Source organism: Caulobacter sp. FG7, from assembly GCF_057808875.1.
Genome location: NZ_JBMDIW010000008.1, coordinates 134,776 through 155,772 on the forward strand (window position 1 = coordinate 134,776; position 20,997 = coordinate 155,772).

The window sequence follows — 20,997 nt, forward strand, 5'->3', positions numbered from 1 at the left end:
TGGTCGAGCTTGGGAGCGGATGGCGTCGGCAGGGCTTCGTGCTAGGCTTTCCGTCATGAACAAGCCGGTTCGAGATCCTGATAGGCACTTCATTCCGTCCACCCTGTCCGAACGCTTTGGTCCGGCCGTCGAGGATGGGCAGCTTGGGAGCATTGGCGAGGCGGTTCTGGTCGCTTGCCAGGTCTTTGCCGATCGCCTGGAGTTCGGCGCCGCCGAGGATGTCCGTCGTTCCATCGCGGCGTCCGTTGCGGAAGGCGACTACGAAGACGCCGAAGGGGTGATTGCCAAGCTGCGCCAGCGCTATGGCGAGGGCGAGGATTGAAGCGTCTTTGGTTCTCGCGGCGCGCGGAACTTGACCTCATCGGCATCGGCGACTGGATCGCCGCCGACCGTCCCATGGCGGCGCGTCGTCTTGTCGCCCGGCTGATCGAAAGCGCGGAGGCCTTGCGGGTGACGCCCGAGATGGCGCCGCTTCTTCCCGTGTATGGCGAGGGCGTGCGAGGCCTTTCCGTCAAGCCTTACGTCATCCTCTACCGCATTCGGAGGAGGCGGTGTTCATCGAGCGCGTCATCCACGGCGCTCGGCTGCCGAAGATCATCACATGACCTCTGACTTCGATTTCGACGCCGTGGTGGTGGGCGCCGGCGCCGTGGGGCTGGCCTGCGGTTACGCCTTGGCGCAGCGGGGGCTGGTCGTGGCGGTGCTGGAGGCGCAGGGCCACATCGGCCAGGGCGTTTCGTCGCGCAATTCCGAGGTGATCCACGGCGGGCTCTACTATCCGACCGGATCGCTGAAGGCCCGCCTGTGCGTGCAGGGGCGGCGGCGGCTCTATGCGTTCCTCGACGCCCACAAGGCGCCCTACAAGAAGTGCGGCAAGCTGGTGGTGGCCACCAGCGACGACGAGATCGCCCGCCTCGACGCCATCTGGGACCAGGCCCTGGCCAACGACGTCGAGGGCATGGAGCGGTTGACGGGGGCGCAGGCCCAGGCCCTGGAGCCTGGCCTCAACGCCCACGCCGCCCTGCTGTCGCCCGAAAGCGGGGTCTTCGCCAGCCACGACTACATGCTGGCCCTGCACGGCGAGATCGAGGCCGCGGGCGGGGCGGTGGTTCTGTCTACACCTTTCGAGGGCGCGACCCCTCTGGAAGCTGGCGGCTTTTCCGTCCGGGCCGGCGGCGCCGAGCCGACCAGCCTGACCTGCCGCCTGCTGGTCACCGCGCCGGGCCTTTCGGCCCAGGATGTGGCGGCCAGCATCGAGGGCTTTCCGAAGGCGCAGATCCCGAAGGCCCACTACGGCAAGGGGGTCTATTTCCGCCTGACGGGAAAGGCGCCGTTCCAGCGCCTCGTCTATCCGCCGCCGATCCATGGGGCGCTGGGCACCCACTACCGCAACGACATGGGCGGCCAGGCGGTGTTCGGCCCCGACCTGGAGTACGTCCCGGCGCCGGACTATTCGATCGATCCGAACCGGGCCGAGGCTTTCGCCGCCTATATCCGCAAGTTCTGGCCCGCTCTGCCTGACGGCGCGCTGACGCCCGACTACGCCGGCGTGCGGCCCAAGATCCACGGCCCCGACGAGCCCCAGCCCGACTTCCAGTTGCGCGGCGCCGACACCCATGGCCTGTCGGGCCTGGTGGCGCTATTCGGCATCGAGAGCCCCGGCCTGACCAGCAGCCTGGCGATCGGCGAGGCGGTCGCCGACCTGCTGGCCGATGCGCCTTAAGTCGGCTGGCTGACACCAAACCCCGCCTCGTGCGTTAACCCAACAGGCTGTTCGACGGAGAGGGCGATGGTGGACGATTTCATCGACAGGCTGACTTCGCGCCTGGTGCGCGGCGCGGGCCTGGTCATGGCGGCGGCGATCGCCGCGATTTCGGGCGCGATGGCGGTATTCGCCTTCCTGGCTTCGCTGGTCGGCGCGGCCTGGGCCCACGCCATCGTCGCGGCGATCGCGGCGGCGGTGGTGGCGATCTGGGCGCTGGCCCAGTCCAACCAGCAGGCCAAGGAGCGCAAGGCCCCGATCGAGGAGCGGGTGGCCGACATCATTCTGGCCCACCCGACCGCCTCGTTCCTGGCGGGCCTCGCGGCCGGCGCCCTGGTCAAGGGCAAGCCGTCGGAGGCGCGCAAGGCCTGGCGCGCCCGGCGCGAGGTGGACTAGCGGTTCAGCCCTTCGGGACGATCCGGATAACCTTGCCGTCGTCCTCGTCGGTCACCGCCCAGACGGCGCCGTCGGGGCCGACGACGACGTCACGGATGCGTTCGCCGAACTCGACGGCGATACGCTCCTCGCCGACCACCTTGTCGCCGTCCAGCGTCAGGCGGGCGATGTGGTGCTCCTTGAGCGATCCGACCAGCAGGCTGCCCTTCCAGGCCGGGAACAGCGCGCCCTCGTAGAAGGCCATGCCCGAAGGCGCGATTACCGGATCCCAGTAGTAGATCGGCTGCTCCAGGCCTTCCTTGGCGGTGATCCCGTCGCCGATCGGCTTGCCGGAATACTCCTCGCCATAGGTGATCGACGGCCAGCCGTAGTTCTTGCCGGCGCGGGGAATGTTCAGTTCGTCGCCGCCCTTGGCGCCGTGCTCGACGGTCCACAGCTCGCCGGTCTTGGGATTGATCGCAGCGGCCTGCAGGTTGCGGTGGCCGATCGACCAGATCTCGGGCTTGGCGCCGGCCTGGCCGACGAAGGGATTGTCGGTCGGGATCGAGCCGTCGGGCTTGATCCGCACCACCTTGCCCAGCGTGCCGTCCAGGCGCTGGGCCTGCATGCGGCCCTCGAGGATCGAGCGCTCGCCGGTGGTGACGAACAGGTCGCCGTCTCGGGCGAAGACCAGCCGCCCGCCGAAGTGCAGCGAGGAGGCCAGGGTCGGGGTCTGGCGCCAGATGACCTGGACGTTCTCGAGCTTGGGGGCGGCGCCGGGGACCAGCTTGCCGCGGGCCACCGCCGTGCCGTTGCCGCCGTCGCGCGGCTCGGCGTAGCTCCAATAGACCAGGCCGTTCTCGGCGTAATGCGGATCGATCGCCAGCCCCAGCAGGCCGCCCTGGCCGTTGACGTCCACAGCCGGCAGGCCGGCCACGGCGGGCGACAGCTTGCCGTCCTTGGCCAGGATCCGCAGGCGACCGGCGCCCTTCTCGGTCACCAGGGCCGAGCCGTCGGGCAGGAAGGCGATGGCCCACGGGTGGTCCAGCCCCTTGGCCACGACCTGCACCTGATACTCGACCCCGGCGGCCTTCAGTGGTGCCCGGGTCTGGCCGGCGAAGGCGGGCTTCTGGTCGGGCGCGTTGGCGGGGCGGGTCTCGACCGGACCGCCGTCGGCGGTGACCGCCGGAGCGCTGCTGTCTTGGGCCTCGCCGGGGCCGCAGGCGGCGATGGCGAGCAGGGCGGAGGCGGCGAAGATCAGGGAAGAACGCATGCGGCGACCATAACCGCCTTTTCGTCCGGCGGGCGAGGGGGAGGCGGCCCATTTTCCGCCGCTTCCTTTTTCCGCCGCTCCCATTTTTCGCTGCTCATTGACACCGACCGCGGCGCGATGAAGGTTCCGGCGCTTCCCCCATTCGTTTCCCCACTCGTTTCCGGAGCCCGCCCTTGACCGCCATCCTGCACGCCATGCTGGGCAAGGGTCTGGGCGGACTGGAGCAGGTGTTCCTCGACTACCAGCCGATCCTCGAGGCCTGGGCGGCGCGCCGGGGCGGGATCTGCGCGGGCGTGGTCCGGAGCGGCGGGGCCGTGGCCAAGGCGCAGGCTGGGCGGACGCCGCCGCTGCTGTCGATGTCAGCCCACACCGATTGGGACCCGCTGACCCTGGGCGCGGCCGGGCGGATCGTGCGGGCGGTGAAGCCGGCGATCATCCTCAGCCACGGCCAGCGACCGGCCCGCCTGTTCGAGAAGGCCGCGCCTAAGGAGGCGCGCCTGGCCATCTGCGTCCACAAGCCGGTGTTCGACGTGGAGACCACTCGCACCGACTACATCTGCGTCGGCCGCCACCTGGCCGAACTGGCGGTCGAGCGCGGCGTGCCGGCGAACCGCGTGCACTTCGTGCCCAACGCCGTGAAGATCCCCACCACGCTGGCCCAGCCGTTCGCGCAGGCCGGACGGCCGCCGCGCATCGTCGCCGCTGGCCGCCTGCATCCCAAGAAGGGCTTCGACGTGCTGATCGCGGCCGCGGCGTTGCTGCGCGACCGGGGTCTCGCCTTCGAGGTCGAGATCGCCGGCGAGGGCGACGAGCGCGGCAAGCTGGAGGGCCTGATCGCCGAGCATGGCCTGGGCGACCGCGTTCGGCTGGTCGGCTGGCGCGACGCCTCGGCCTTCCTGGCCACGGGCGACGTCTTCGCCTTCCCCTCCTACCAGGAAGGATTCCCGCTGGTGCTGCTGGAGGCCATGGCCGTCGGCCTGCCGGTCGCCGCCAGCGCCATTCCCGGGCCCGACGAGATGATCGTCGAGGGCGCCAGCGGCCGCCTGCTGCCGCCCGGCGACGCTGCGGCCCTGGCCGACGCCCTGGCTGACCTGATCGCCGATCCTGCCGCGTCGGTCGTTTTCGGCAAAAAGGCGCGGGAAGCTGTGCTGGCCGACTACGGTCCTGACAGCCTGGCCAAGCGTTTGAGCGCAGTTGTGGATGAGATCGCAAACCGGGCTTGAAGCCCGCCCCGGTTTGCGCTTATAAGCCCGCTCCGCTTCGGCGGCTGGGTAGCTCAGATGGTTAGAGCGGTGGATTCATAACCCACAGGTCGGCGGTTCGATCCCGCCCCCAGCCACCAACGGTTTCTCCCGACAATCCGTTGATCCTGTTCCGCTTCAACGCTGGCTGCGGCGAAATTGCCTTGGCTTTCGAGGCAGTGGGCGATCCCTCCATTCAAGCTGCCCAAGCGAATTCCGGTACGCCGGCCGCGAGCGGCTCGTCGCCCTCGCCGATCGCTTGTTGCGATACGCGTCCCAGGGTTGAAGAGGCTGGTTGCGGATAATTTATATCAATGTAAATATTGGCGGCAGATAACAACAAAGCGTGGGGAGTTGAGCGTGATCAAGTGCGCAGCCGTCCTGTCCGCCGCCATTGCCCTAGCGACCGCGGGCGCCGCCAGTTCGGCCTCGGCCGCGACGTTCACGCCCAGTCCCGTCTCGAACTTCACCCTGAGCGGAAGCTTGACGGTCGAACACCCGCAGGCCGCCAGCGTCGATTGCGCGGTCGAGATGACGGGCAGCATCGACAGCAGCGGCGCCACGGCGGTGATCTCCAGCGTGGCCATCCAGCCTGGCTCCTGGGCATGCGGCTATCTGCTGACGGCCAGCGGAACGCCCTGGATCGTTCTGCCGACGAGCACGTCCTCGGTCATGATCTGGATGGGTTTCACTTCACCCTGGACCTGCGGCGGCGCGACGACGGCCAGCTGGACGAACGGGGCCCCCAGCACGGTCACCTTCTCGAGCGCGACCGTGCCCGGGTCGCCAGGCTGCTCCGTCACCGGCACGCTCACCGCCTCGCATTCGGTGACCATCATGTAGGCAGCCGCGACCTCAGCCTGCCGCCTGCGCTTCGGCCGCGTATACGGTCGCCAGGCGGAAGAGTTCGTTGCGCACGGGTTCGGGCAGGGCGACGGCGGCTTCCATGAACTGGGCGACTTCGCGCAGGCTCATGAAGCGGGCGATCAGGCTTTCGCCGCCGGCGGCGACGATGTCGACGCCCTCGAACAGCGCCCCGACCGGCAGCGACAGAGCCCGGGCCACCTCGACCAGCTTTGAGGCGCTGATGCGGTTCTCGCCGGTCTCGTACTTCTGGATCTGCTGGAAGGTCAGGCCCAGGGCCGTGCCCAGCTCCTCCTGCGAGACGCCGGCCGCGCGGCGATGGGCGCGGATCATCGCGCCGACGTGCCGGTCGATCGGGTGCGTGGGAGGCGGTGTCGCCATGACGTTATTTCCGTATACGAAAATCAACGTTTTGGCTTTGCCTCGCGGGCGTTGAAAACACAAGCGTCCAGGCGCGCGCCCACGCGAATGTTCCGTCCGGTCAAGTTCGATCCGCGGCGGCGCGACGGGATCAGGCCGACAGCACCGCCAGCACGCCCTCCGGAACGCCGTCGCGGCGCACCGTGGCCAGGGCCAGTTCGACCGTGCGCTCGGCCCCGTCCTTGACCAGCAGGGTCACCGGCAGGCGGGTGGGGGCGTCGCCCTGCAGTGCGTGTTCGACGGCCTGGGTCAGGGCGCGGCGTTCGGCCGGCCGGACGATGTCGCTGAGCCGGCAGTCGCGCAGCTCGGCCTCGGAAAAGCCTGTCAGCCGCAGGAAGTCGGCGTCCATCGAGGCCAGCACGCCGCGAATGTTGAGGCGAGCGGTGGCCACGTCCGGCAGCACCGAAAGAGCGGTTTCCAGCGCCGCGGCGCGGTCGAGGCGAGCGCGCAGGTCACGCTCTTCGGTGCGGTTGACGAACAAGGCCGCCACGCCGCCGGGATAGGGGAACACGCGCACGCCGAAGCAGCGACCCGACTGCACCGTCGATTCCGACTCGAACTCCAGCGTCTCGCCGGTGCGCAGCACACGGCGGAACTGCTCGCCGATCAGGGCCTGCACCGGGGCGCTGAACACCTCGGTCCAGGCCAGGCCGACCAGCTGCGCCGCGCTGGCCCCCTTGAGGTCCTCGAAGACGGCGTTGACGGCGGTGATCCTGAGGTCTGGGTCGAGCGCCACGAAGGCCTCGTTCAGATGCCCCAATACAGCCGACCGGGCCGTCTCGGCGGTCTGCAAGGCGGAATCGTTGTCGAAGCCGGCCGGTCCTTCGGCCAGGCCCGCGGCCGCGTAGTGCTCGGCCGAGATCATCACCACCCTTGGTCGGCCGTGGTGAGTCACGATCACGGGGCCAGACAGGGCTACGTCCTGCCATTGGCCGAAATTCCTGCTGATCTCCCCGGCGGTCACCCTGGCCGGTGCGATGTCGCGCGACTTCATGTCACCCTCTCCAGATCCACGCAAAATCCGGACGCTCCGCAATCGCTGAAACAAACTCTCGGAATGGTTGGTTGGTTGCGACTTAAAGTTACCGCCACGCGAGTCTGGGGACAACAGTGTTATCCCAGCGGCACAACGTCGCACTAAGGCCAAGTTCTCAACTACGCGAACTTCAAATAACGCGGATTTTCCGTGGGAACTCGCCGACAGCCAAGGTCGACTTACGCTCATGTCGCAACCGAAGGGATGTGCGGAGGCGTAGATGCGCAAACAGCAGTTCTTCCAGAAGTTCGGCGCGGACCGGACCGGGACCGCCCTGGTCGAGTTCGCCCTCGTGGCCCCCATGCTCATCATGCTCGTGGTGGGCATGCTCGGCTGGGGCGCCTATTTCTGGATGGCTCACTCGGTGCAGCAGGTGGCCAACGACGCCGCGCGAGCCGCGGTGGCCGGGCTGACCGGCGCCGAGCGCGCCTCGCTGGCCAAGGCCGCGGTGACCGAGGGCATCGCCGACTATTCCGGCCTCGACACGAGCCTGGTGAAGACCACCGTCACCGAGCGCTCCGACCGCACCGTGGTCGCGGTTTCCTACGACGCCTCCAAGACCGTCGTCTTCGCCTTCGCCAAGATCGCGCCGATGCCGTCGAGCATGATCACGCGCCAGGCCTCGGTTCGCCTGGGAGGCTACTGAATGATGCGCCGCTGGCTTCGCGACCAGAAGGGGGGCGTGGCGATCATCGCCGCGGCCACCTTGACCGGGGGTGTCGGCCTGGCCGCCCTGGCCGTCGACGTGGGCTCGGTCTACCTGCAGGCGCGCCGGCTGCAGGGCGTGGCCGACCTGGCGGCCCTGGCCGCCGCGAGCGATATCGCCCGCGCCCAGGCCGCGGCCAACGCCACGGTCGAGGTCAACCCGGTCGGGGGCGCGGTTACTGCGCAGGTCGCGCGCGGTCGCTATGATCCTCGCGCGACGGGCGGTCCCAGCCAGCGTTTCAAGCCCGGCGAGGTCGAGCCCGACGCCGCCCGCGTGGTTCTGGACGGCGAGGCCGACCTGTTCTTCGGCCAGGCCCTGCTGGGCAAGAAGAAGATCCCGATCCGCCGCCAGGCTACGGCCACGCGCGCCGACCTGGCCAGCTTCTCGATCGGCACCCGGCTGGCCAGCCTCGACGCCGGGGTGGCCAACGCCCTGCTGACCGGCCTGACCGGCAGCAAGGTCAGCCTGTCGGTCATGGACTACAACGCCCTGGCCGACGCCGATGTCGACCTGTTCGACTATCTCGATGCGCTGGACACCAAGCTGGGGATCAACGCCGCCAGCTACGACGACCTGCTGGCGACCAACGTCAAGACGGGCAAGGCGCTGTCGGTTCTGGCCGACGTGCTGAACGCCGCCGGCGACAGCCGCGCCGCCAGCGCCGCCACCGTGCTGGCTTCGGCGACGGCCTCCAGCCAGAGCGTCAAGCTCAGCACCCTGGTCGATCTGGGCCCCTACGGCGGCCAGGACCACGTGGCCGGCGGCTCCAGCGCCGGGATTGGCACCGACGCCATGCAACTGGCCAACGCCATGCTGATGCTCAGCAACGGCGCCCGGCAGGTGCAGCTGGACCTGGGAGCCGCCGTTCCCGGACTGGCCGACGTCGACGCCTGGCTGGCCATCGGCGAGCCGATGAACAATTCGCCGTACATGACCGTGACGCAGGACAAGTCGGTGGTGATCCGCACCGCCCAGACGCGGCTCTATGTCGAGGCCAAGCTCCTGGGGTCGGGCATCCTGGGCGGCCTGGCCCAGGTCAAGGTGCCGCTGCTGGTCGAGCTGGCCTCGGGCGAGGCCAAGCTGGCCGCGCTGGACTGCAAGGCGCGTACGACCACCCTGGCGGTCAAGCCTAGCGTCGGCTCCCTGACCATCGGCCAGGTCGACACCACCAAGCTGAACAACTTCAAGGTCGGCCTGACCCCGACCAAGGGCCGTATCGTCCAGGCCCCGCTGTTCACCGTCGACGGCTCGTCGAAGGTCGACCTCGGCGGCGCGACGTTCCGCAATGTCGTGTTCAGCAGCGCCGACGTTGCGGCCGGTACGGTCAAGACCGTGAAGACCAACGACCTGGTGTCGACCACGGTGGCCACCCTGATCGGCAACCTGTCGCTGGACGTCAATCTGCTGGGCCTGCAGCTGGGCCTGGGAGAGTCGTCGATCCTGGCCGCCCTGAAGCCGCTGCTGGCGGCCGCCGCCTCGCCCCTGGACGTGGCCATCAACCGCCTGACCGCCCTGGTCGGGGTGGGCCTGGGCGAGGCTGACGTGCGGACCAACGGCATGCGCTGCGGCGCCCCGGCCCTGGTGGCCTGATGAGTTCTAACCCCGAGGAAGGAAAGCGTAGTTCAGTCATGTCCAGGAAGTCGTCGCAGCAGCAGGGTCAGGCGCCAGCACAAGGGGGGGCGGGTCAGGGTGGCTCGTCGTGGCCGGGGCTCGGAGATGCGCCCGACGACGCGCCGTCCGGGCCGTTCGGCCGCCGCGGGGTTTCCGACGCCGAGCTGTCGACGCCGTCGGTGCTGCATTCGACCTTCCAGCCGCCCAGCATCCGCGCCCGCCTGCACGTGCTGTGCGCGCTCTACGCCCATACGCCGTCGCCCTCGCGCCGCCTGGAGCTGCTCGACAGCCTCGAAGGCCAGGTGCTGGAACTGGCGCACCTGATGGCGCTGGACCTGCTGAACAACGGCTGGAGGCCCGAGCCTGGGCGGGACGCAGCCTGAGCCGACGTCCGAACTATCCACGGCCAAGCTTAGGTAAACAGCGGAAAAACCGTCTAAAACGACGACCGATTAACCGCGCCGTGCGTTGTTGAGGTCATGTCGAAGTTTGATTCAGGCACGGGGGCCGATCGTCGCGCTGCGCCGCGCCTGAATACTAACAGGTCGGGCAAGGTGCTGTGCGGCGCCTTCGCCTGGGACTGCGTTATCAAGGACGTCTCGGACGGCGGCGCACGCATCCTGATGCTGTCGGGGTCGACCCCGCCGCCCAATGTCCAGCTTGTCGATCTGGTCGGCGGCTTCGCGCATGACGTGAAGGTGGCCTGGCGCAAGGACCGCGAACTGGGCCTGACCTTCCTGCGCAGTCACGACCTGCGGGGCCTGGCGCCCGCCAGCCTGCAGACGGCCAAGCGGATCTGGCTGGCGGCGCAGAGCCGGGCCAGCACCGGCTGACAGGGCCCCAATAGAAAAAGCCTCGCCTGGGGGGAGGCGAGGCTCTTCTAAGCTTTTACTCGGTTATCGCGAGGATCAGGCGTCGGCGCGGGCGGCTTCCTCGGCCATGGCGCGGACGAGGTCCACGACCTGGCGGCGGACGCGGCCGCGGTTGATCTTCGGAAACACCTCGGCCAGTTCCAGGCCTTCCGGCGTGGTCAGGAATTCCTGAACGACGCGTTCGGCGTGGTGACCGACTTCGTCCTCTTCGGCGCCGCTCATCGGGTCGGCAAGGCCGTCGAAGAAGAAGGACACCGGCACCTGAAGGGTGCGGGCGATTTCATACAGTTTCGAAGCGCTGACGCGGTTGGCGCCACGTTCGTATTTCTGGACCTGCTGGAACGTCAGGCCCAGGGAATCGGCCAGTTGTTCCTGGCTCACGCCCAACAGCTTGCGACGCATACGGACACGACCGCCGACGTGCAGATCGACCGGGTTGGGTCGCCGGCCTTCGGTTTCTTCACTCAACTTTTTCGCCTCCAACGGTTGTTTGTGTAAAATGACACGACCGGGGCGTAGGCGAAAGCCGAGCTAGGACAGGTGCGGCGCTACGTCGCTGAGGTGGAGCTTGGGCTCCGCCTAAGCGTTAAGCTGAAACTCCGATTTCCGACCGCGATCGTTCCAGATCCGCCGAGCTTGGCCGCTAGCGTCGTGCAAGCGGTAAAGCGCTTCTGCGGAAAGGGTTTCGTCACGCTCCGAACCCGGAAGAATCTGGGGCGTCATCGCCCGCAGCACCTGACGCTGCACGGCGGCGAGATCGCCGAAGGCCCGCAGGTCGAGTTCGTCGACGTGATAGCCGACCGTCGATTCGATGGCGATCGATTCGCGCACCCGCTGCAACAGTTCTCGCGACAGGGGAATTTCCGAGCCGGCGACGATTCCGAACTCGTACGGCCGCGGCAGGCCGACCAGGCGCGTGTCGATCGGCGAGCTCATGATGCCGGGGTACAGCGCCATGTCGATCATGCCGACGAAGCGGGTGACGTTGTTGACCAGCGCCAGCTCCATGGCCGCAGCCCAGGCCTCGAACACCCGGGTCCCCCGACCCGGACCTTTCTTGGCGCGATAGGCTTCGGTGGTGAACAGGCGGCTGGCCTCCCAGACGTCGTGACCTTTCTTGGGGGTCTCGTCCGGCGCGATCAGGTGGGCGAACTTGTCGGCCAGCATGCAGCGGTCGTCGGTAGGCCGCAGGCGCAGGCCGACCTCCAGCTGCATGTCCTCGTCGAAGCCCAGCAGGTAGATGGCGCGGGCGTCGTCGTAGTCGTCGACTTCGCCGCCGTCGAGCACGACCAGGTCGACCCAGCCGTTCTTCTCGACGCACTGTTTGCGGCGTTCCTCGTGCATGGCCCACAGCTGGGGCCCGTAGAGGTGGCGGTTCTCGCAGGTGATGATGTGGATCATGGCTGTCCCCCGTTCTGGACAGCCCGCATTAGGCGGCATGATCCGCCCAATCGCCGATAGGCCAAACGGCCTATGCGACGCGCCGCCCCAGTCCGTGCGGTCATTACCAATGATCGGGGAGGGCGCTTCTGTGCGCTGACGCACACCTTGGCGCAAAAGGGTTTCGCAAGGCCAAGCAGTGCTGGTGCGAAACGCTATGTCGAACACCTAACAGATGATCGGAGCACATTCAAGGTTGTGAAATTTCATATTCCAGCGTTACGCGCGTGGTCTCTCATACGGCCTTCAGCAGGCCCAGTTCGCCGGCCTTCATCACCGCCTCCTGTCGCTTGACCACGCCCAGGCGCTTCTTGGCCGCCTCGATGTGGTGGTGGACCGTGCGGGGCGACAGTTCGAGGATCGCCCCGATCTCCCAGTCGGTCTTGCCGCGGCTGGCCCAGTAGAGGCACTCGGCCTGGCGCTCGGAGATCACGCCGTAGTCGGGCTTGTCGTCCTGCAGTTCCCAGTGCTTGAGCATGATGGTGCCGAACACCGTGGCCAGGCTCTCGACCACGGCGCGGTTGGCCGGGTCGGTGTCGGGCGCGTTCGTGGCCATGCGGATCAGCACCTCGTGGCCGGCCGGGCCGAACACCCTCACGACATAGCCGTCGTTCATGCCGAACTCGGAGGCCTCGCCCCACATGGCCTGGGCCCGCTGGTCGCCTAGCGGCTTGGCGTCGCTCCAGGCGAACGACTTGGAGGATTTCAGCAGCAGCTTGACGCAGGGATCGTGGACGACGTGACGTTCGCTCCAGTAGCGCGCATCCCAGGTCTCGAAGTCCTGGCGCGACAGGGCCGGAGGCTCCTTGCCGTAGCGCTCGGCGTTGACCAGGGTGGCGGCGAAGCGGTCGTAGCCGAAGGCGGCCAGGGCGCGCCCGAAATGGGCTTCGACCTCGGCCGGCGCGCCGTAGTGCGGCGCCTTGCTCAGGAACTCCCAGGCCTGCTGTTCGGCCGAATTCAACACGCCGCTACCGTCTCCCGCCACGCCATCAACTTAGAGGTGGTGAAGCGGCGGCGCCAGTAGCGGCGTCGATGTGTCGCGGGCTTTACTCAAGCCAACACTTTTGGCAACTCTTGGCTGTCCAGCTTTCGCGATGGTTGAGGTGTCTATACTGACGCGAAAGCGCTCAGGCGGCTTCCTGCTCGTCCTCGCCGCTCAGCAGGGCGCTCAGCACGACGGCCAGGCGCTCGGGCTTGATCGGCTTTTCGACCACGTCCTGCATGCCGGCGGCCAGGTAGACGGCGACGTCCTCCGGGCCGGCGTTGGCGGTCAGGGCGACGATCGGGGCAGCGCCGGCCGGGCCGGGCAGCTCGCGAATGGCGCGGGTGGCGGCCACCCCGTCCATGCGCGGCATCTTGATATCCATCAGGATCAGGTCGAAGCGGCCGGTGCGGGCGGCCTCGACGGCTTCGACGCCGTCGGCCACCTGTTCGGAGGTGCAGTCGAACATCTCGCACAGCGCCTCGGCGACCATGCGGTTGGTGGCGTTATCGTCGACGATCAGGATGTGGGCCGGACGGGCCGAGACGCTAAGGTCTTCCTCGTCGTGGGTCTCGACTTCGGCGGTGGGAGCGGTCAGGGCGAAGCGCAGGGTCAGGCCGGCGCCGCGGTTGGGCTCGGCGCGCACCTGGCCGCCCATCTCGCGCAGCACGCGGTGGGCCAGGGCCATGCCCACGCCCAGGGCCATCTCGGCGCGGTCGTCCATGCGGCCTTCGCCCAGCGGGTCGAATACGCGCGCCAGGCGTTCCTCGGCGGTGACGGCGGCGGCGTTGTCGCGCACGTCGCCTTCCAGGCGCAGGCGGCCGTCGTCGAGACGGGCCCGCAGGCTGGCCTCGATCACGCCGCGGCCGTGGGCCAGGGCGCCGTCGATCAGGGCGTCGAACACCTGCAGCAGGCGAGAGGGGTCGACCAGGGCGGCGGCTTCGGGCTCGCCGTCATAGGAGAACAGCAGGGTCGAGCCGCTCTCGGCGGCGCGCGGGGCCCAGCGGGCCTCGACCGCATCGGCCAGGTCGCGCAGGCGGGTCGGTTCGGGCGACAGCGACAGGCCGCCGGTGGCCGCCCGGTGCAGGTCCATGGCCCGACCAAGGATGTCGCTCATGTCGCGGCTGGTGTCGCTGATGGCGCGCACGCAGGCGGCCGCGTCGGGCGCCAGGCGCTGCTGTTCCAGCCGGTCGGTGAAGGCCTGGACGCCGTCCAGGTGCAGGCCGATGTCGTGCGCCATGCGTTCGACCAGGCCCATCGCCTCGCGAGCCTCGCGCTGCTTGCGGCGATGCGAGGCGAGCAGCGAGGCCAAGCCGCCGACGCCGACATAATGGCCGTTCTCGTCGGTGGCGACGAAGGCGGTGCGGAAGACGGGGGTGGCGCTCTGGGCCAGGGCGTCGACGAAGACGCCCGGCTCCATCGCCACGCGCACGCTGCGCGGTTCGGGGTCCATGACCTCCGAAATCGGGCGGGCGTTCAGCTGTTCGGCGGCGACCAGCATCTGGCCGACGAAGACGTCGCGATACACGAGACCGATGGGCGCGCCGTCCTGCGTCACCGCCAGGGCAGCGAGGGCGGGCTCGCTCGCGAAGATCTCCAGCACCGTTCGGCAGGACGTGTGGGGATCGACCGGATCGCGGCGATCGATGAGGCGGGCGAGCGTTTCCATGCGGCCGGGGGCTGGTCGTCGGGGAATTCACAGCTTGGACGACTTGGCCTTGCAGAGTCGTTAAGTCACAGCACTGAAAGCAGAAGGGCGGCGGAATTGCTTCCGCCGCCCTTCGTCCTCGAGCCGATCCGGCCCGATCAGGTTCACCAGGTCTTGGTCAGGCTGACACCGTAGAGGCGCGGCTCCAGCGTGTAGACATTGGTGAACAGGCCCGAGGTGTCGTCGGTGGTGTAGGCGTCGGTGATCGGCGTCTTGTTCAGCAGGTTCTTCACATAGGCGTCGATCGACAGGCCCAGCTCCGGCTTCTCGATCTTGAGCGTCAGGTTGACGTTCTCCCAGGATTTCAGCCGGTCGTACTCGGTGTTGTAGATGCGGGCGTACTGCTCGCTCTGGCGGTAGTAGTCGCCGCGCACGGTGGCGGCCCAGCCGGACGGCAGGTCCCAGGTGTATTGGGCGCCCAGCGACAGGGTCCAGTGCGGCGAGTTGGGCAGTTCGTTGCCCGACAGGTCGGCGGCGCGACCGTCGATCGAGGCCCCGGCCGCGTAGTTGTAGAGGCCCACGCCGTTGGCCAGGGTGTTGGCCGTCAGCGCCACCGTCACCAGGCCGGTGGCCTGAGCCGGGGTGAAGCCCTGCGAGATCAGGGCTCCGGCCAGGGTCGAGGCCCCGGCCGCCGGACCGCCGGCCGCCGCCAGGATGGTCTGCACGGCCGTGGCCTGGGCCGCGGTCAGGCCCGCGCCGCCCGAAGCGGTGGGCAGGGTGTAGAGGGTGTTTGCCAGGTTGCTGTAGTAGCTGCTGGCGCCGGTGCCGGGACCGGCGCAGGCCAGCGGCAGGGTGCCGCCCAGGCCCGACCCGATGATTGTCGCCACGCCAGCGGTGGTCAGCACGCAGTTGCTGCCCAGCGCCGCGGTCGGCCGGGCGGCCTTGACCAGGGTCAGGGCCGGGTCGCCCTGGGTGCGGTTCATCACGTCGATCGAGGACACGCCGTCTTTGATCTTGGTGTTCAGGTAGCCGACGTTGGCGTTGAGGCGCAGGCCCTTGACCGGCTGCCACAGGGTTTCGAGCTCGACGCCCCAGACGGTGGCGTCGATGTTCTCGTTGACCGAGGTGCGGTTGACGATCTTCGAGATCTGGTAGCCCTGGTAGTCGTAGTAGAAGCCGGTGGCGTTCAGCAGCAGGCTGCCGCCCAGCAAGGTGTTCTTGGCCCCGATCTCGTAGGCGTTGACGAATTCCGGCTGGTAGGTCGCCGCCACGCCGGCCACGCCGATGGCTCCCGGCGGGTTGGCGCCGCCGCCCTTGTAGCCCTTGGAATAGAAGGCGTAGAGCAGGGTCTCGTCGGTGAACGGCAGGTTGGCCTTGTAGTCGAAGCCCAGGCGGCCGGTCAGTTCCTTGAAGTCCGACTTCTGCTGCGCCGGCGTGCCGGTGATCAGGCCGTAGCCGGGGGCGAGCAGGGCGGTCGAGATGTTGTCCGAGGTCTTCTTGTCGTGGGTCTGGCGCAGGCCCAGGGTGAACTTCAGGTCCTCGCTGGCCTGCCAGTAGACCTCGCCGAACAGCGCCGTGGCCTTCAGATGGTAGGGCGTGCGGTTGTCGAAGTAGTTGTGGCCCTCGCCCGTCGGGTTGGGCGAGGTGTCGATGCCGATGCAGTTGGCCGTGGTGGTCGGATTGCAGTTCGGGTTGCCCGTGTTCTGGAAGTTCAGCGCCAGGGCCGAGATCGTCAGGCCGTTTGAGACCACGTAGTAGTCGGTGGTGCCGCGGTAGTCGAAATAGATCCCGCCGATGTTGAAGTTGATCGGTCCGTCGAAGGCCGACTGCAAGCGGAACTCCTGGCTGATCTGCTTGGCGTTGGATTTCGAGATGTCGTAGGTCAGGAAGGTGTTGGCCGTGCCGGTCTGCGGATCGGTGAAGTTGCCGCCCGGCGTCAAGGCCGTGTTGTTGAACGTGCCCGGCGAGATGTTCCGGAAGTAGTCCTGCTTGGAATAGATGTCGCCCGTGCTGATCGAGCTCAGCGACGTGAAGGTCAGCTGGTCGGTGAGGTCATAGGCGAAGTTGAACTGGTAGACGTCCGAGGTCGATCGGTAGATCGGGTCGAAGCGGGTCTCGATCTCGCGCAGGTCCTTGGTGACCGTGTCGCCGGCGTTGAGGTCGCCGCTGGTGAAGCCCACCAGGTTGCCCAGCACGCCGTATAGGGTGCCGGACGTGTTGACCGTGCCGTAGGCGGCGTTGCTGTAGAGGCTGGCCGAGGCGCAGCCCTGCGTCAGGTAGCGGCGCGACGTGCCGGTGGCGACGCCGCCGACCGTGGCCGGGCCGTCGTCCTTGGTGCAGAGCTGCTTGCCGATGCGGGCGCGGTTGTCGTCTTCCTTGAAGTGCTCCCACATCAGGTTGACGCGCAGGCGCTCGTTGGGGTTCACCGCCAGGCTGACGCGGGTGGAATAGAGGTCGCGGTCGTCGACCTTGTGGTTGTTGAAGGTGTTGGTGACGAAGCCGTCGCGCTGCACCAGGGCGCCCGCGATGCGCAGGGCCATCTTCTCCTCGACGATCGGGATGTTGACCATCCCGCGCACCTTCTTGGTGTCGTAGTTGCCGTACTCGACGCGGCCCAGGGCCTCGAAGCGATCGGACGGCTTGGCGGTGATGATGTTGACGACGCCGCCGGTGGCGTTGCGGCCGTACAGCGTGCCCTGCGGGCCGCGCAGCACTTCCACCCGCTCGACGTCGTAGAACTCGGCCTCGAACAGGTTTGAGGCCTGCAGCGGGGCGTTGTTGACGTGCACGCCGACGCCGCTGTCGGCCGAGACGCCGACGCCCTTGGAGCCGATGCCGCGGATCTGGAAGTTGAAGCTGTTGGTGAAGTTGCTCTTGCCGAAGCTGACGTTCGGGATGGCCTGCTGCAGGTTGGGGCCGCCGTCGATCTTCTGGGCTTCGAGGCTGTCCTGGCTGAAGGCCGAGACCGCGATCGGCACGTCCTGGAGGGCTTCCTCCTTCTTCTGGGCGGTGACGACCAGTTCCTCGATCACGTTGTCGGAGGCCGGCTTGGCCGGAACCTGTGTCTGGGCGAAGGCGGCCGGGGCGGCCACGGCGGTCAGCACGGCGGCGGAAGCGCCCATGGCCAAGAGGCGCCGCAAGCGCGGGGTCTGCGTCATTCGAAATCCCTCCCTGGACGCGATGACGCCTTGTTGGCGGCCCCTATCCGCGTCCCGTTGTTTCCTCGTCGCCGCACATTTTCATTGTCGTATCTCCGTTGCGGAGATCGGCGTGCAGGTGTCCGGCAGACCTGCTTCGACTTTGCGAGATTGCATACTTGCGTTCTTTGGCTGTCAACTGGCGGCGCTGTAAGTAAACAGCGATAGGTTACGGCTTTTCACTTTCCGCAACGTCACCTAATTGTTTGAAGTTCACGTTTTCGCAAAAATTAGAAAAACGGGTGTATCGCCTGACCTAGGGTCAAGCGTGCGGATGGTCTGAATACAGAGAGGAAATCCGCTCCCCCACGGCGCGTATCTTGGCCTATTCCCGTAAAAGGTACAGCGCAAAACGATGTTCCCTGAACGCACGGGGCGCAGCGCGCCGCGCGTCGCCGTTCCAGCCGGGGGCAAGGTCGTGTAGAGGAGCGGGCATGTCCGCATCCCTCACGCCTTCCGCGCCCTCCGGCGCCGCCCTGGTGCTGTTCTCCGGCGGCCAGGACTCCAGCGTCTGCCTGGCCTGGGCGCTCGAGCGCTATGCTCGCGTCGAGACCCTGGGCTTCGACTACGGCCAGCGCCATTCGGTCGAGATGGAGGCCCGCCAGGCCGTCCGTCACCAGGTCGCCGCCCGCTTTCCGCACTGGGCCGACCGCCTGGGCGAGGACCACGTGCTCGACATCAAGAGCTTCGGCGCCGTCGCCCAGTCGGCCCTGACCGCCGACCGCGCCATCGAGATGACCGAGCGCGGCCTGCCGTCGACCTTCGTGCCCGGCCGCAACCTCGTCTTCCTGATCTACGCCGCGGCCCTGGCCGATCGCCGGGGCATCGACGCCCTGGTCGGCGGCATGTGCGAGACCGACTTCTCGGGCTATCCCGACTGCCGTCGCGACACGCTGGACGCCATGCAGAGCGCCATGAACCTGGGCATGGACCGCAATTTCCGCGTCGAGACGCCGCTGATGTACCTGACCAAGGCCCAGACCTGGGCCCTGGCCAAGCAACTGGGCGGCGAGGACCTAGTCGACCTGATCGTGGTCGAGAGCCACACCTGCTACCAGGGCGAACGGGGCGAGTTGCATCCCTGGGGCCACGGCTGCGGTGAATGCCCCGCCTGTGAGCTGCGCGAGAAGGGCTACGCCGAATGGGACGCGGCCGGGCGCGAGGCGCTGGTTCCGTGACCTATTCCGTCAAAGAGATCTTCCTGACCCTGCAGGGCGAAGGCGGTCAGGCGGGCAAGGCCGCCGTGTTCTGCCGCTTTTCGGGCTGCAACCTGTGGACCGGCCGCGAGCAGGACCGCGCCAAGGCCGTCTGCACCTTCTGCGACACCGACTTCGTGGGTGTGGACGGGGAGGGCGGCGGCAAGTTCGCCACCGCCGACGATCTGGCCAGCGCCGTCGAGGCCGCCTGGACCGGCGGCCCGGACGACCGGCTGGTGGTCTGCACCGGCGGCGAGCCGCTGCTGCAGCTGGACGCGGCCATCGTCGAGGCCCTGCACCGGCGCGGCTTCCAGATCGCCATGGAGAGCAACGGCACCCTGCCGGCCATCGACGGCATCGACTGGATCTGCGTCAGCCCCAAGGCCGACGCCCCCGTGGTACAGACCTCGGGCCAGGAGCTGAAGCTCGTCTTTCCGCAGGAAAAGGCCATGCCCGAGCGCTTCGAGGGCATGGAGTTCGAACGTTTCTACCTGCAGCCGATGGACGGTCCGGACCGCGACAGGAACACGCAATTGGCCGTCGCCTATTGCCTTGCCCACCCCAAATGGCGTTTAAGCGTCCAGACACACAAGTATCTCGGCCTGCCCTGACGGATAGGGCGCTCGGTTTGGTGACAGGACCGCGCGCTAGAGCCTCCCAGGCCTAGTCATAAAAGAAGTCCATGTCCGAACCCGTCTTCGAGATCACGAAGGCCGCGCATTTCGATGCGGCCCACTACATTGAGCAAGGCCCCGGCGATCACCGTTATCGCCGCCTGCATGGCCACTCGTTCCGCGTCGAGGCCAGCGTCAAGGGCGTCATGCAGCCTGCCGGCTGGGTCGCCGACCTGGAAAGCCTGGACGTCGCCCTGAAGGCGGTGGCCACCGAGCTCGACCACGGCCTGCTCAACGACCGCCCCGGCCTGGAAAGCCCGACCCTGGAGCGGATCTGCCTCTATTTCGCCGAGCGCCTGAAGCCGCAGTTCCCCGGCCTGTCGCGCGTGGTCCTCTCGCGCCCGACCATTGGCGAGAGCTGCGCGCTCAGCCTCTGAGGGTTTATCCCCGACTTTGACGCCGCCGCCTCTTTCGCGGCGGCGCGGAGTTCGCCACACACGCGCCATGCGGATGATCGGCTACTTCCGGGTCCCGCCCGTTCGGGGCGCGACCTTCGACGGACCCCTGGCGGACAAGCTGGCGGCGGCCGGCTGCCAGGCGCTGCACCACGACGCCTGCTACGCCCTGGCCGTGCACAAGCCGGGCCTGGAGGCGGCCATCGCCTCGGCCAAGCCGGGCGACCTGCTGGTTGTGCCCAGCCTGCACGCCTTCGCCGCCCACATCGTCGACCTGCTGCAGGTCATGGGCAAGCTGCAGGACGCCGGCCTCTACCTGATGAGCCTGAGCGAGGGAATCGACACCCGGATGCCGGGCGGCTTCTTCCCGGTCTGCGCGCAGTTGCTGCAGTTCAACGACCAGACCCGGATGGTGCGCACCGCCGAGGAAAAGATCGTGCGCCTGGGCCGTCCGCGTCCCATGCCGGCCGAGGCGGAGGCTGAGGAGCCTGCGTCGGAAACGGACGCAGAGGCCCCCGACGAGGCTTGAAGGCCTCTTTCCAGAGAACGACGGTCGAGATACCCCTCTCGTCACCCAATGACCCGGGAGGTCCCGCCGTGCTCTACGCCATCCTCTGCTACAACGACCAGGACCTCGTCGCCGGCTGGACCAAGGCGCAGGACGAGGCGGTGATGGCCGACCTGTCGGTGGTCCACGACCGGCTCTATGCCGAGGGCAAGCTGGGCCCGGCCGGGCGCCTGGGCTTCACCGGCTCGGCCAAGACCCTGGTCAAGGGCCAGGAGCCGCCGGTGGTGATGGACGGCCCCTACGCCGAGACCAAGGAAGCCATGCTGGGCTTCTACATCGTCGACTGCGCCTCAATGGACGAGGCGCTCGACGTGGCCCGCGCCCTGGGCGAGGCCAATCCGACCGGCGCCTACGAGATCCGGCCGCTGTCGCTCTATCTGCAGGGCGTGGCCGTGGGCGACCAGGTCCCGCAGGCGGCGGAGTAGAAGCCTACCGGCCGCGCTGGGCCTTCTTCCACTCGCGGAACTCGCGCTTCTCGCGGTCTTTCTTGCTTTCGCCCGGGATCACCGCCTTGCCGCCGGCGACCACGACCTTGCCGGTCGTGCCGACCACGGCGCCCGCCGTGTCGACGGCCGCTCCGGCGACGGCGCCGGCCAGGCAGCCTTGGGCGCCGACGGCGATCACCAGCAGGGCGGGAACGAGAAGCAGGCGGGAAGCGCGCATGAAATGAACTCGCGGAACGAAGGTCCACGGGTTCTAGCCGATCAAAGGTTTACGATCTCCGCGACCAGAAGACG

At 68.0% G+C, this 20,997-nt stretch carries 24 protein-coding genes and 1 tRNA gene; 16 read left to right on the top strand and 9 right to left on the bottom strand.

Annotated elements, in window-relative coordinates; all coding sequences use genetic code 11:
• Positions 1-55: 55 nt before the first annotated feature.
• From ACODR1_RS08900 to ACODR1_RS08915, 4 genes are all read left to right on the top strand, one after another.
• Positions 56-322: a hypothetical protein gene (locus ACODR1_RS08900; RefSeq protein ID WP_488880119.1), complete on the top strand. Its 267-nt coding sequence runs from the start codon at positions 56-58 to the stop codon at positions 320-322.
• A complete protein-coding gene (locus ACODR1_RS08905) occupies positions 319-612 on the top strand; it encodes a type II toxin-antitoxin system RelE/ParE family toxin (RefSeq protein ID WP_488880120.1) in 294 nt (97 codons plus the stop codon). The genes ACODR1_RS08900 and ACODR1_RS08905 overlap by 4 nt, the downstream gene beginning before the upstream one ends.
• Positions 602-1,723 carry an NAD(P)/FAD-dependent oxidoreductase gene (locus ACODR1_RS08910; protein ID WP_488880121.1) on the top strand — a complete coding sequence of 374 codons (1,122 nt, stop codon included), beginning with the start codon at positions 602-604 and terminating at the stop codon, positions 1,721-1,723. The genes ACODR1_RS08905 and ACODR1_RS08910 overlap by 11 nt, the downstream gene beginning before the upstream one ends.
• Positions 1,724-1,789: 66 nt before the next feature.
• A complete protein-coding gene (locus tag ACODR1_RS08915; protein WP_101719401.1) occupies positions 1,790-2,158 on the top strand; it encodes a hypothetical protein in 369 nt (122 codons plus the stop codon).
• 4 nt (positions 2,159-2,162) lie between these two features.
• Here the strand turns inward: ACODR1_RS08915 and ACODR1_RS08920 are convergent, their stop codons facing one another.
• A complete protein-coding gene (locus tag ACODR1_RS08920) occupies positions 2,163-3,410 on the bottom strand; it encodes a PQQ-dependent sugar dehydrogenase (protein WP_488880122.1) in 1,248 nt (415 codons plus the stop codon).
• A gap of 173 nt (positions 3,411-3,583) precedes the next feature.
• Here ACODR1_RS08920 and ACODR1_RS08925 point away from each other — a divergent pair, with 173 nt between their 5' ends.
• From ACODR1_RS08925 to ACODR1_RS08935, 3 genes are all read left to right on the top strand, one after another.
• On the top strand, positions 3,584-4,633 hold the full coding sequence (locus ACODR1_RS08925) for a glycosyltransferase (protein ID WP_488880123.1): 1,050 nt from the start codon (positions 3,584-3,586) through the stop codon (positions 4,631-4,633).
• A 42-nt stretch (positions 4,634-4,675) separates the two neighbouring features.
• Positions 4,676-4,752, top strand: a tRNA-Met gene (locus tag ACODR1_RS08930).
• A gap of 259 nt (positions 4,753-5,011) precedes the next feature.
• Positions 5,012-5,494 carry a protein activator of alkane oxidation PraB gene (locus tag ACODR1_RS08935; RefSeq protein ID WP_488880165.1) on the top strand — a complete coding sequence of 161 codons (483 nt, stop codon included), beginning with the start codon at positions 5,012-5,014 and terminating at the stop codon, positions 5,492-5,494.
• Between the two features lie 12 nt (positions 5,495-5,506).
• Here ACODR1_RS08935 and ACODR1_RS08940 read toward each other — a convergent pair whose 3' ends face one another.
• Positions 5,507-5,896 carry a helix-turn-helix domain-containing protein gene (locus ACODR1_RS08940; RefSeq protein ID WP_488880124.1) on the bottom strand — a complete coding sequence of 130 codons (390 nt, stop codon included), beginning with the start codon at positions 5,894-5,896 and terminating at the stop codon, positions 5,507-5,509.
• Positions 5,897-6,026: 130 nt separating this feature from the next.
• A complete protein-coding gene (locus ACODR1_RS08945) occupies positions 6,027-6,929 on the bottom strand; it encodes a PAS domain-containing protein (RefSeq protein ID WP_101719394.1) in 903 nt (300 codons plus the stop codon).
• Between the two features lie 262 nt (positions 6,930-7,191).
• On the opposite strand from ACODR1_RS08945, the gene ACODR1_RS08950 reads away from it, so the two are divergent.
• The 4 genes from ACODR1_RS08950 (at position 7,192) to ACODR1_RS08965 (ending at position 10,121) form a co-directional block, all read left to right on the top strand.
• Positions 7,192-7,617 (top strand): TadE family protein, encoded by a 426-nt coding sequence (locus ACODR1_RS08950; protein ID WP_488880125.1) that lies wholly within the window; start codon positions 7,192-7,194, stop codon positions 7,615-7,617.
• Entirely contained in the window at positions 7,618-9,267 is a 1,650-nt protein-coding gene (locus ACODR1_RS08955; RefSeq protein WP_488880126.1) for a pilus assembly protein TadG-related protein, read from the top strand. It abuts the gene before it with no gap.
• Between the two features lie 38 nt (positions 9,268-9,305).
• Positions 9,306-9,671, top strand: a complete 366-nt coding sequence (locus tag ACODR1_RS08960; RefSeq protein WP_488880127.1) for a hypothetical protein — start codon at positions 9,306-9,308, stop codon at positions 9,669-9,671.
• 96 nt (positions 9,672-9,767) lie between these two features.
• Positions 9,768-10,121 carry a PilZ domain-containing protein gene (locus ACODR1_RS08965; RefSeq protein WP_488880128.1) on the top strand — a complete coding sequence of 118 codons (354 nt, stop codon included), beginning with the start codon at positions 9,768-9,770 and terminating at the stop codon, positions 10,119-10,121.
• Positions 10,122-10,196: 75 nt separating this feature from the next.
• On the opposite strand, the gene ACODR1_RS08970 is transcribed toward ACODR1_RS08965, so the two are convergent.
• From ACODR1_RS08970 to ACODR1_RS08990, 5 genes are all read right to left on the bottom strand, one after another.
• Positions 10,197-10,628 carry a helix-turn-helix domain-containing protein gene (locus ACODR1_RS08970; RefSeq protein ID WP_488880166.1) on the bottom strand — a complete coding sequence of 144 codons (432 nt, stop codon included), beginning with the start codon at positions 10,626-10,628 and terminating at the stop codon, positions 10,197-10,199.
• Between the two features lie 111 nt (positions 10,629-10,739).
• On the bottom strand, positions 10,740-11,561 hold the full coding sequence (locus ACODR1_RS08975) for an acyl-homoserine-lactone synthase (RefSeq protein ID WP_488880129.1): 822 nt from the start codon (positions 11,559-11,561) through the stop codon (positions 10,740-10,742).
• Between the two features lie 274 nt (positions 11,562-11,835).
• Positions 11,836-12,564, bottom strand: a complete 729-nt coding sequence (locus tag ACODR1_RS08980; RefSeq protein WP_488880130.1) for a helix-turn-helix transcriptional regulator — start codon at positions 12,562-12,564, stop codon at positions 11,836-11,838.
• Positions 12,565-12,727: 163 nt separating this feature from the next.
• Complete coding sequence (locus ACODR1_RS08985; protein ID WP_488880131.1) at positions 12,728-14,251, bottom strand: response regulator; 1,524 nt, start codon at positions 14,249-14,251, stop codon at positions 12,728-12,730.
• A 143-nt stretch (positions 14,252-14,394) separates the two neighbouring features.
• Positions 14,395-17,388: a TonB-dependent receptor gene (locus ACODR1_RS08990; protein ID WP_488880132.1), complete on the bottom strand. Its 2,994-nt coding sequence runs from the start codon at positions 17,386-17,388 to the stop codon at positions 14,395-14,397.
• Between the two features lie 473 nt (positions 17,389-17,861).
• On the opposite strand from ACODR1_RS08990, the gene queC reads away from it, so the two are divergent.
• From queC to ACODR1_RS09015, 5 genes are all read left to right on the top strand, one after another.
• Positions 17,862-18,605 (top strand): 7-cyano-7-deazaguanine synthase QueC, encoded by a 744-nt coding sequence (gene queC / locus ACODR1_RS08995; protein WP_488880133.1) that lies wholly within the window; start codon positions 17,862-17,864, stop codon positions 18,603-18,605.
• Positions 18,602-19,234: a 7-carboxy-7-deazaguanine synthase gene (gene queE / locus ACODR1_RS09000; protein ID WP_488880134.1), complete on the top strand. Its 633-nt coding sequence runs from the start codon at positions 18,602-18,604 to the stop codon at positions 19,232-19,234. The genes queC and queE overlap by 4 nt, the downstream gene beginning before the upstream one ends.
• A 71-nt stretch (positions 19,235-19,305) precedes the next feature.
• A complete protein-coding gene (locus tag ACODR1_RS09005; RefSeq protein ID WP_101719387.1) occupies positions 19,306-19,674 on the top strand; it encodes a 6-pyruvoyl trahydropterin synthase family protein in 369 nt (122 codons plus the stop codon).
• A gap of 73 nt (positions 19,675-19,747) precedes the next feature.
• On the top strand, positions 19,748-20,221 hold the full coding sequence (locus ACODR1_RS09010; RefSeq protein ID WP_488880135.1) for a recombinase family protein: 474 nt from the start codon (positions 19,748-19,750) through the stop codon (positions 20,219-20,221).
• 68 nt (positions 20,222-20,289) lie between these two features.
• Positions 20,290-20,685 (top strand): YciI family protein, encoded by a 396-nt coding sequence (locus tag ACODR1_RS09015; RefSeq protein WP_488880136.1) that lies wholly within the window; start codon positions 20,290-20,292, stop codon positions 20,683-20,685.
• 4 nt (positions 20,686-20,689) lie between these two features.
• On the opposite strand, the gene ACODR1_RS09020 is transcribed toward ACODR1_RS09015, so the two are convergent.
• Positions 20,690-20,923 carry a hypothetical protein gene (locus ACODR1_RS09020; protein WP_488880137.1) on the bottom strand — a complete coding sequence of 78 codons (234 nt, stop codon included), beginning with the start codon at positions 20,921-20,923 and terminating at the stop codon, positions 20,690-20,692.
• Between the last annotated feature and the right edge of the window lie 74 nt (positions 20,924-20,997).

What these genes read in the sequence shown, in the direction of transcription:
- ACODR1_RS08900 (WP_488880119.1), top strand. Translation starts at nt 56, where the DNA reads ATGAACAAGCCGGTTCGAGATCCTGATAGGCACTTCATTCCGTCCACC.
- ACODR1_RS08910 (WP_488880121.1), top strand. Translation starts at nt 602, where the DNA reads ATGACCTCTGACTTCGATTTCGACGCCGTGGTGGTGGGCGCCGGCGCC.
- ACODR1_RS08915 (WP_101719401.1), top strand. Translation starts at nt 1,790, where the DNA reads ATGGTGGACGATTTCATCGACAGGCTGACTTCGCGCCTGGTGCGCGGC.
- ACODR1_RS08920 (WP_488880122.1), bottom strand. Translation starts at nt 3,410, where the DNA reads ATGCGTTCTTCCCTGATCTTCGCCGCCTCCGCCCTGCTCGCCATCGCC.
- ACODR1_RS08940 (WP_488880124.1), bottom strand. Translation starts at nt 5,896, where the DNA reads ATGGCGACACCGCCTCCCACGCACCCGATCGACCGGCACGTCGGCGCG.
- ACODR1_RS08945 (WP_101719394.1), bottom strand. Translation starts at nt 6,929, where the DNA reads ATGAAGTCGCGCGACATCGCACCGGCCAGGGTGACCGCCGGGGAGATC.
- ACODR1_RS08950 (WP_488880125.1), top strand. Translation starts at nt 7,192, where the DNA reads ATGCGCAAACAGCAGTTCTTCCAGAAGTTCGGCGCGGACCGGACCGGG.
- ACODR1_RS08955 (WP_488880126.1), top strand. Translation starts at nt 7,618, where the DNA reads ATGATGCGCCGCTGGCTTCGCGACCAGAAGGGGGGCGTGGCGATCATC.
- ACODR1_RS08960 (WP_488880127.1), top strand. Translation starts at nt 9,306, where the DNA reads ATGTCCAGGAAGTCGTCGCAGCAGCAGGGTCAGGCGCCAGCACAAGGG.
- ACODR1_RS08965 (WP_488880128.1), top strand. Translation starts at nt 9,768, where the DNA reads ATGTCGAAGTTTGATTCAGGCACGGGGGCCGATCGTCGCGCTGCGCCG.
- ACODR1_RS08975 (WP_488880129.1), bottom strand. Translation starts at nt 11,561, where the DNA reads ATGATCCACATCATCACCTGCGAGAACCGCCACCTCTACGGGCCCCAG.
- ACODR1_RS08985 (WP_488880131.1), bottom strand. Translation starts at nt 14,251, where the DNA reads ATGGAAACGCTCGCCCGCCTCATCGATCGCCGCGATCCGGTCGATCCC.
- ACODR1_RS08990 (WP_488880132.1), bottom strand. Translation starts at nt 17,388, where the DNA reads ATGACGCAGACCCCGCGCTTGCGGCGCCTCTTGGCCATGGGCGCTTCC.
- queC (WP_488880133.1), top strand. Translation starts at nt 17,862, where the DNA reads ATGTCCGCATCCCTCACGCCTTCCGCGCCCTCCGGCGCCGCCCTGGTG.
- ACODR1_RS09005 (WP_101719387.1), top strand. Translation starts at nt 19,306, where the DNA reads ATGTCCGAACCCGTCTTCGAGATCACGAAGGCCGCGCATTTCGATGCG.
- ACODR1_RS09010 (WP_488880135.1), top strand. Translation starts at nt 19,748, where the DNA reads ATGATCGGCTACTTCCGGGTCCCGCCCGTTCGGGGCGCGACCTTCGAC.
- ACODR1_RS09020 (WP_488880137.1), bottom strand. Translation starts at nt 20,923, where the DNA reads ATGCGCGCTTCCCGCCTGCTTCTCGTTCCCGCCCTGCTGGTGATCGCC.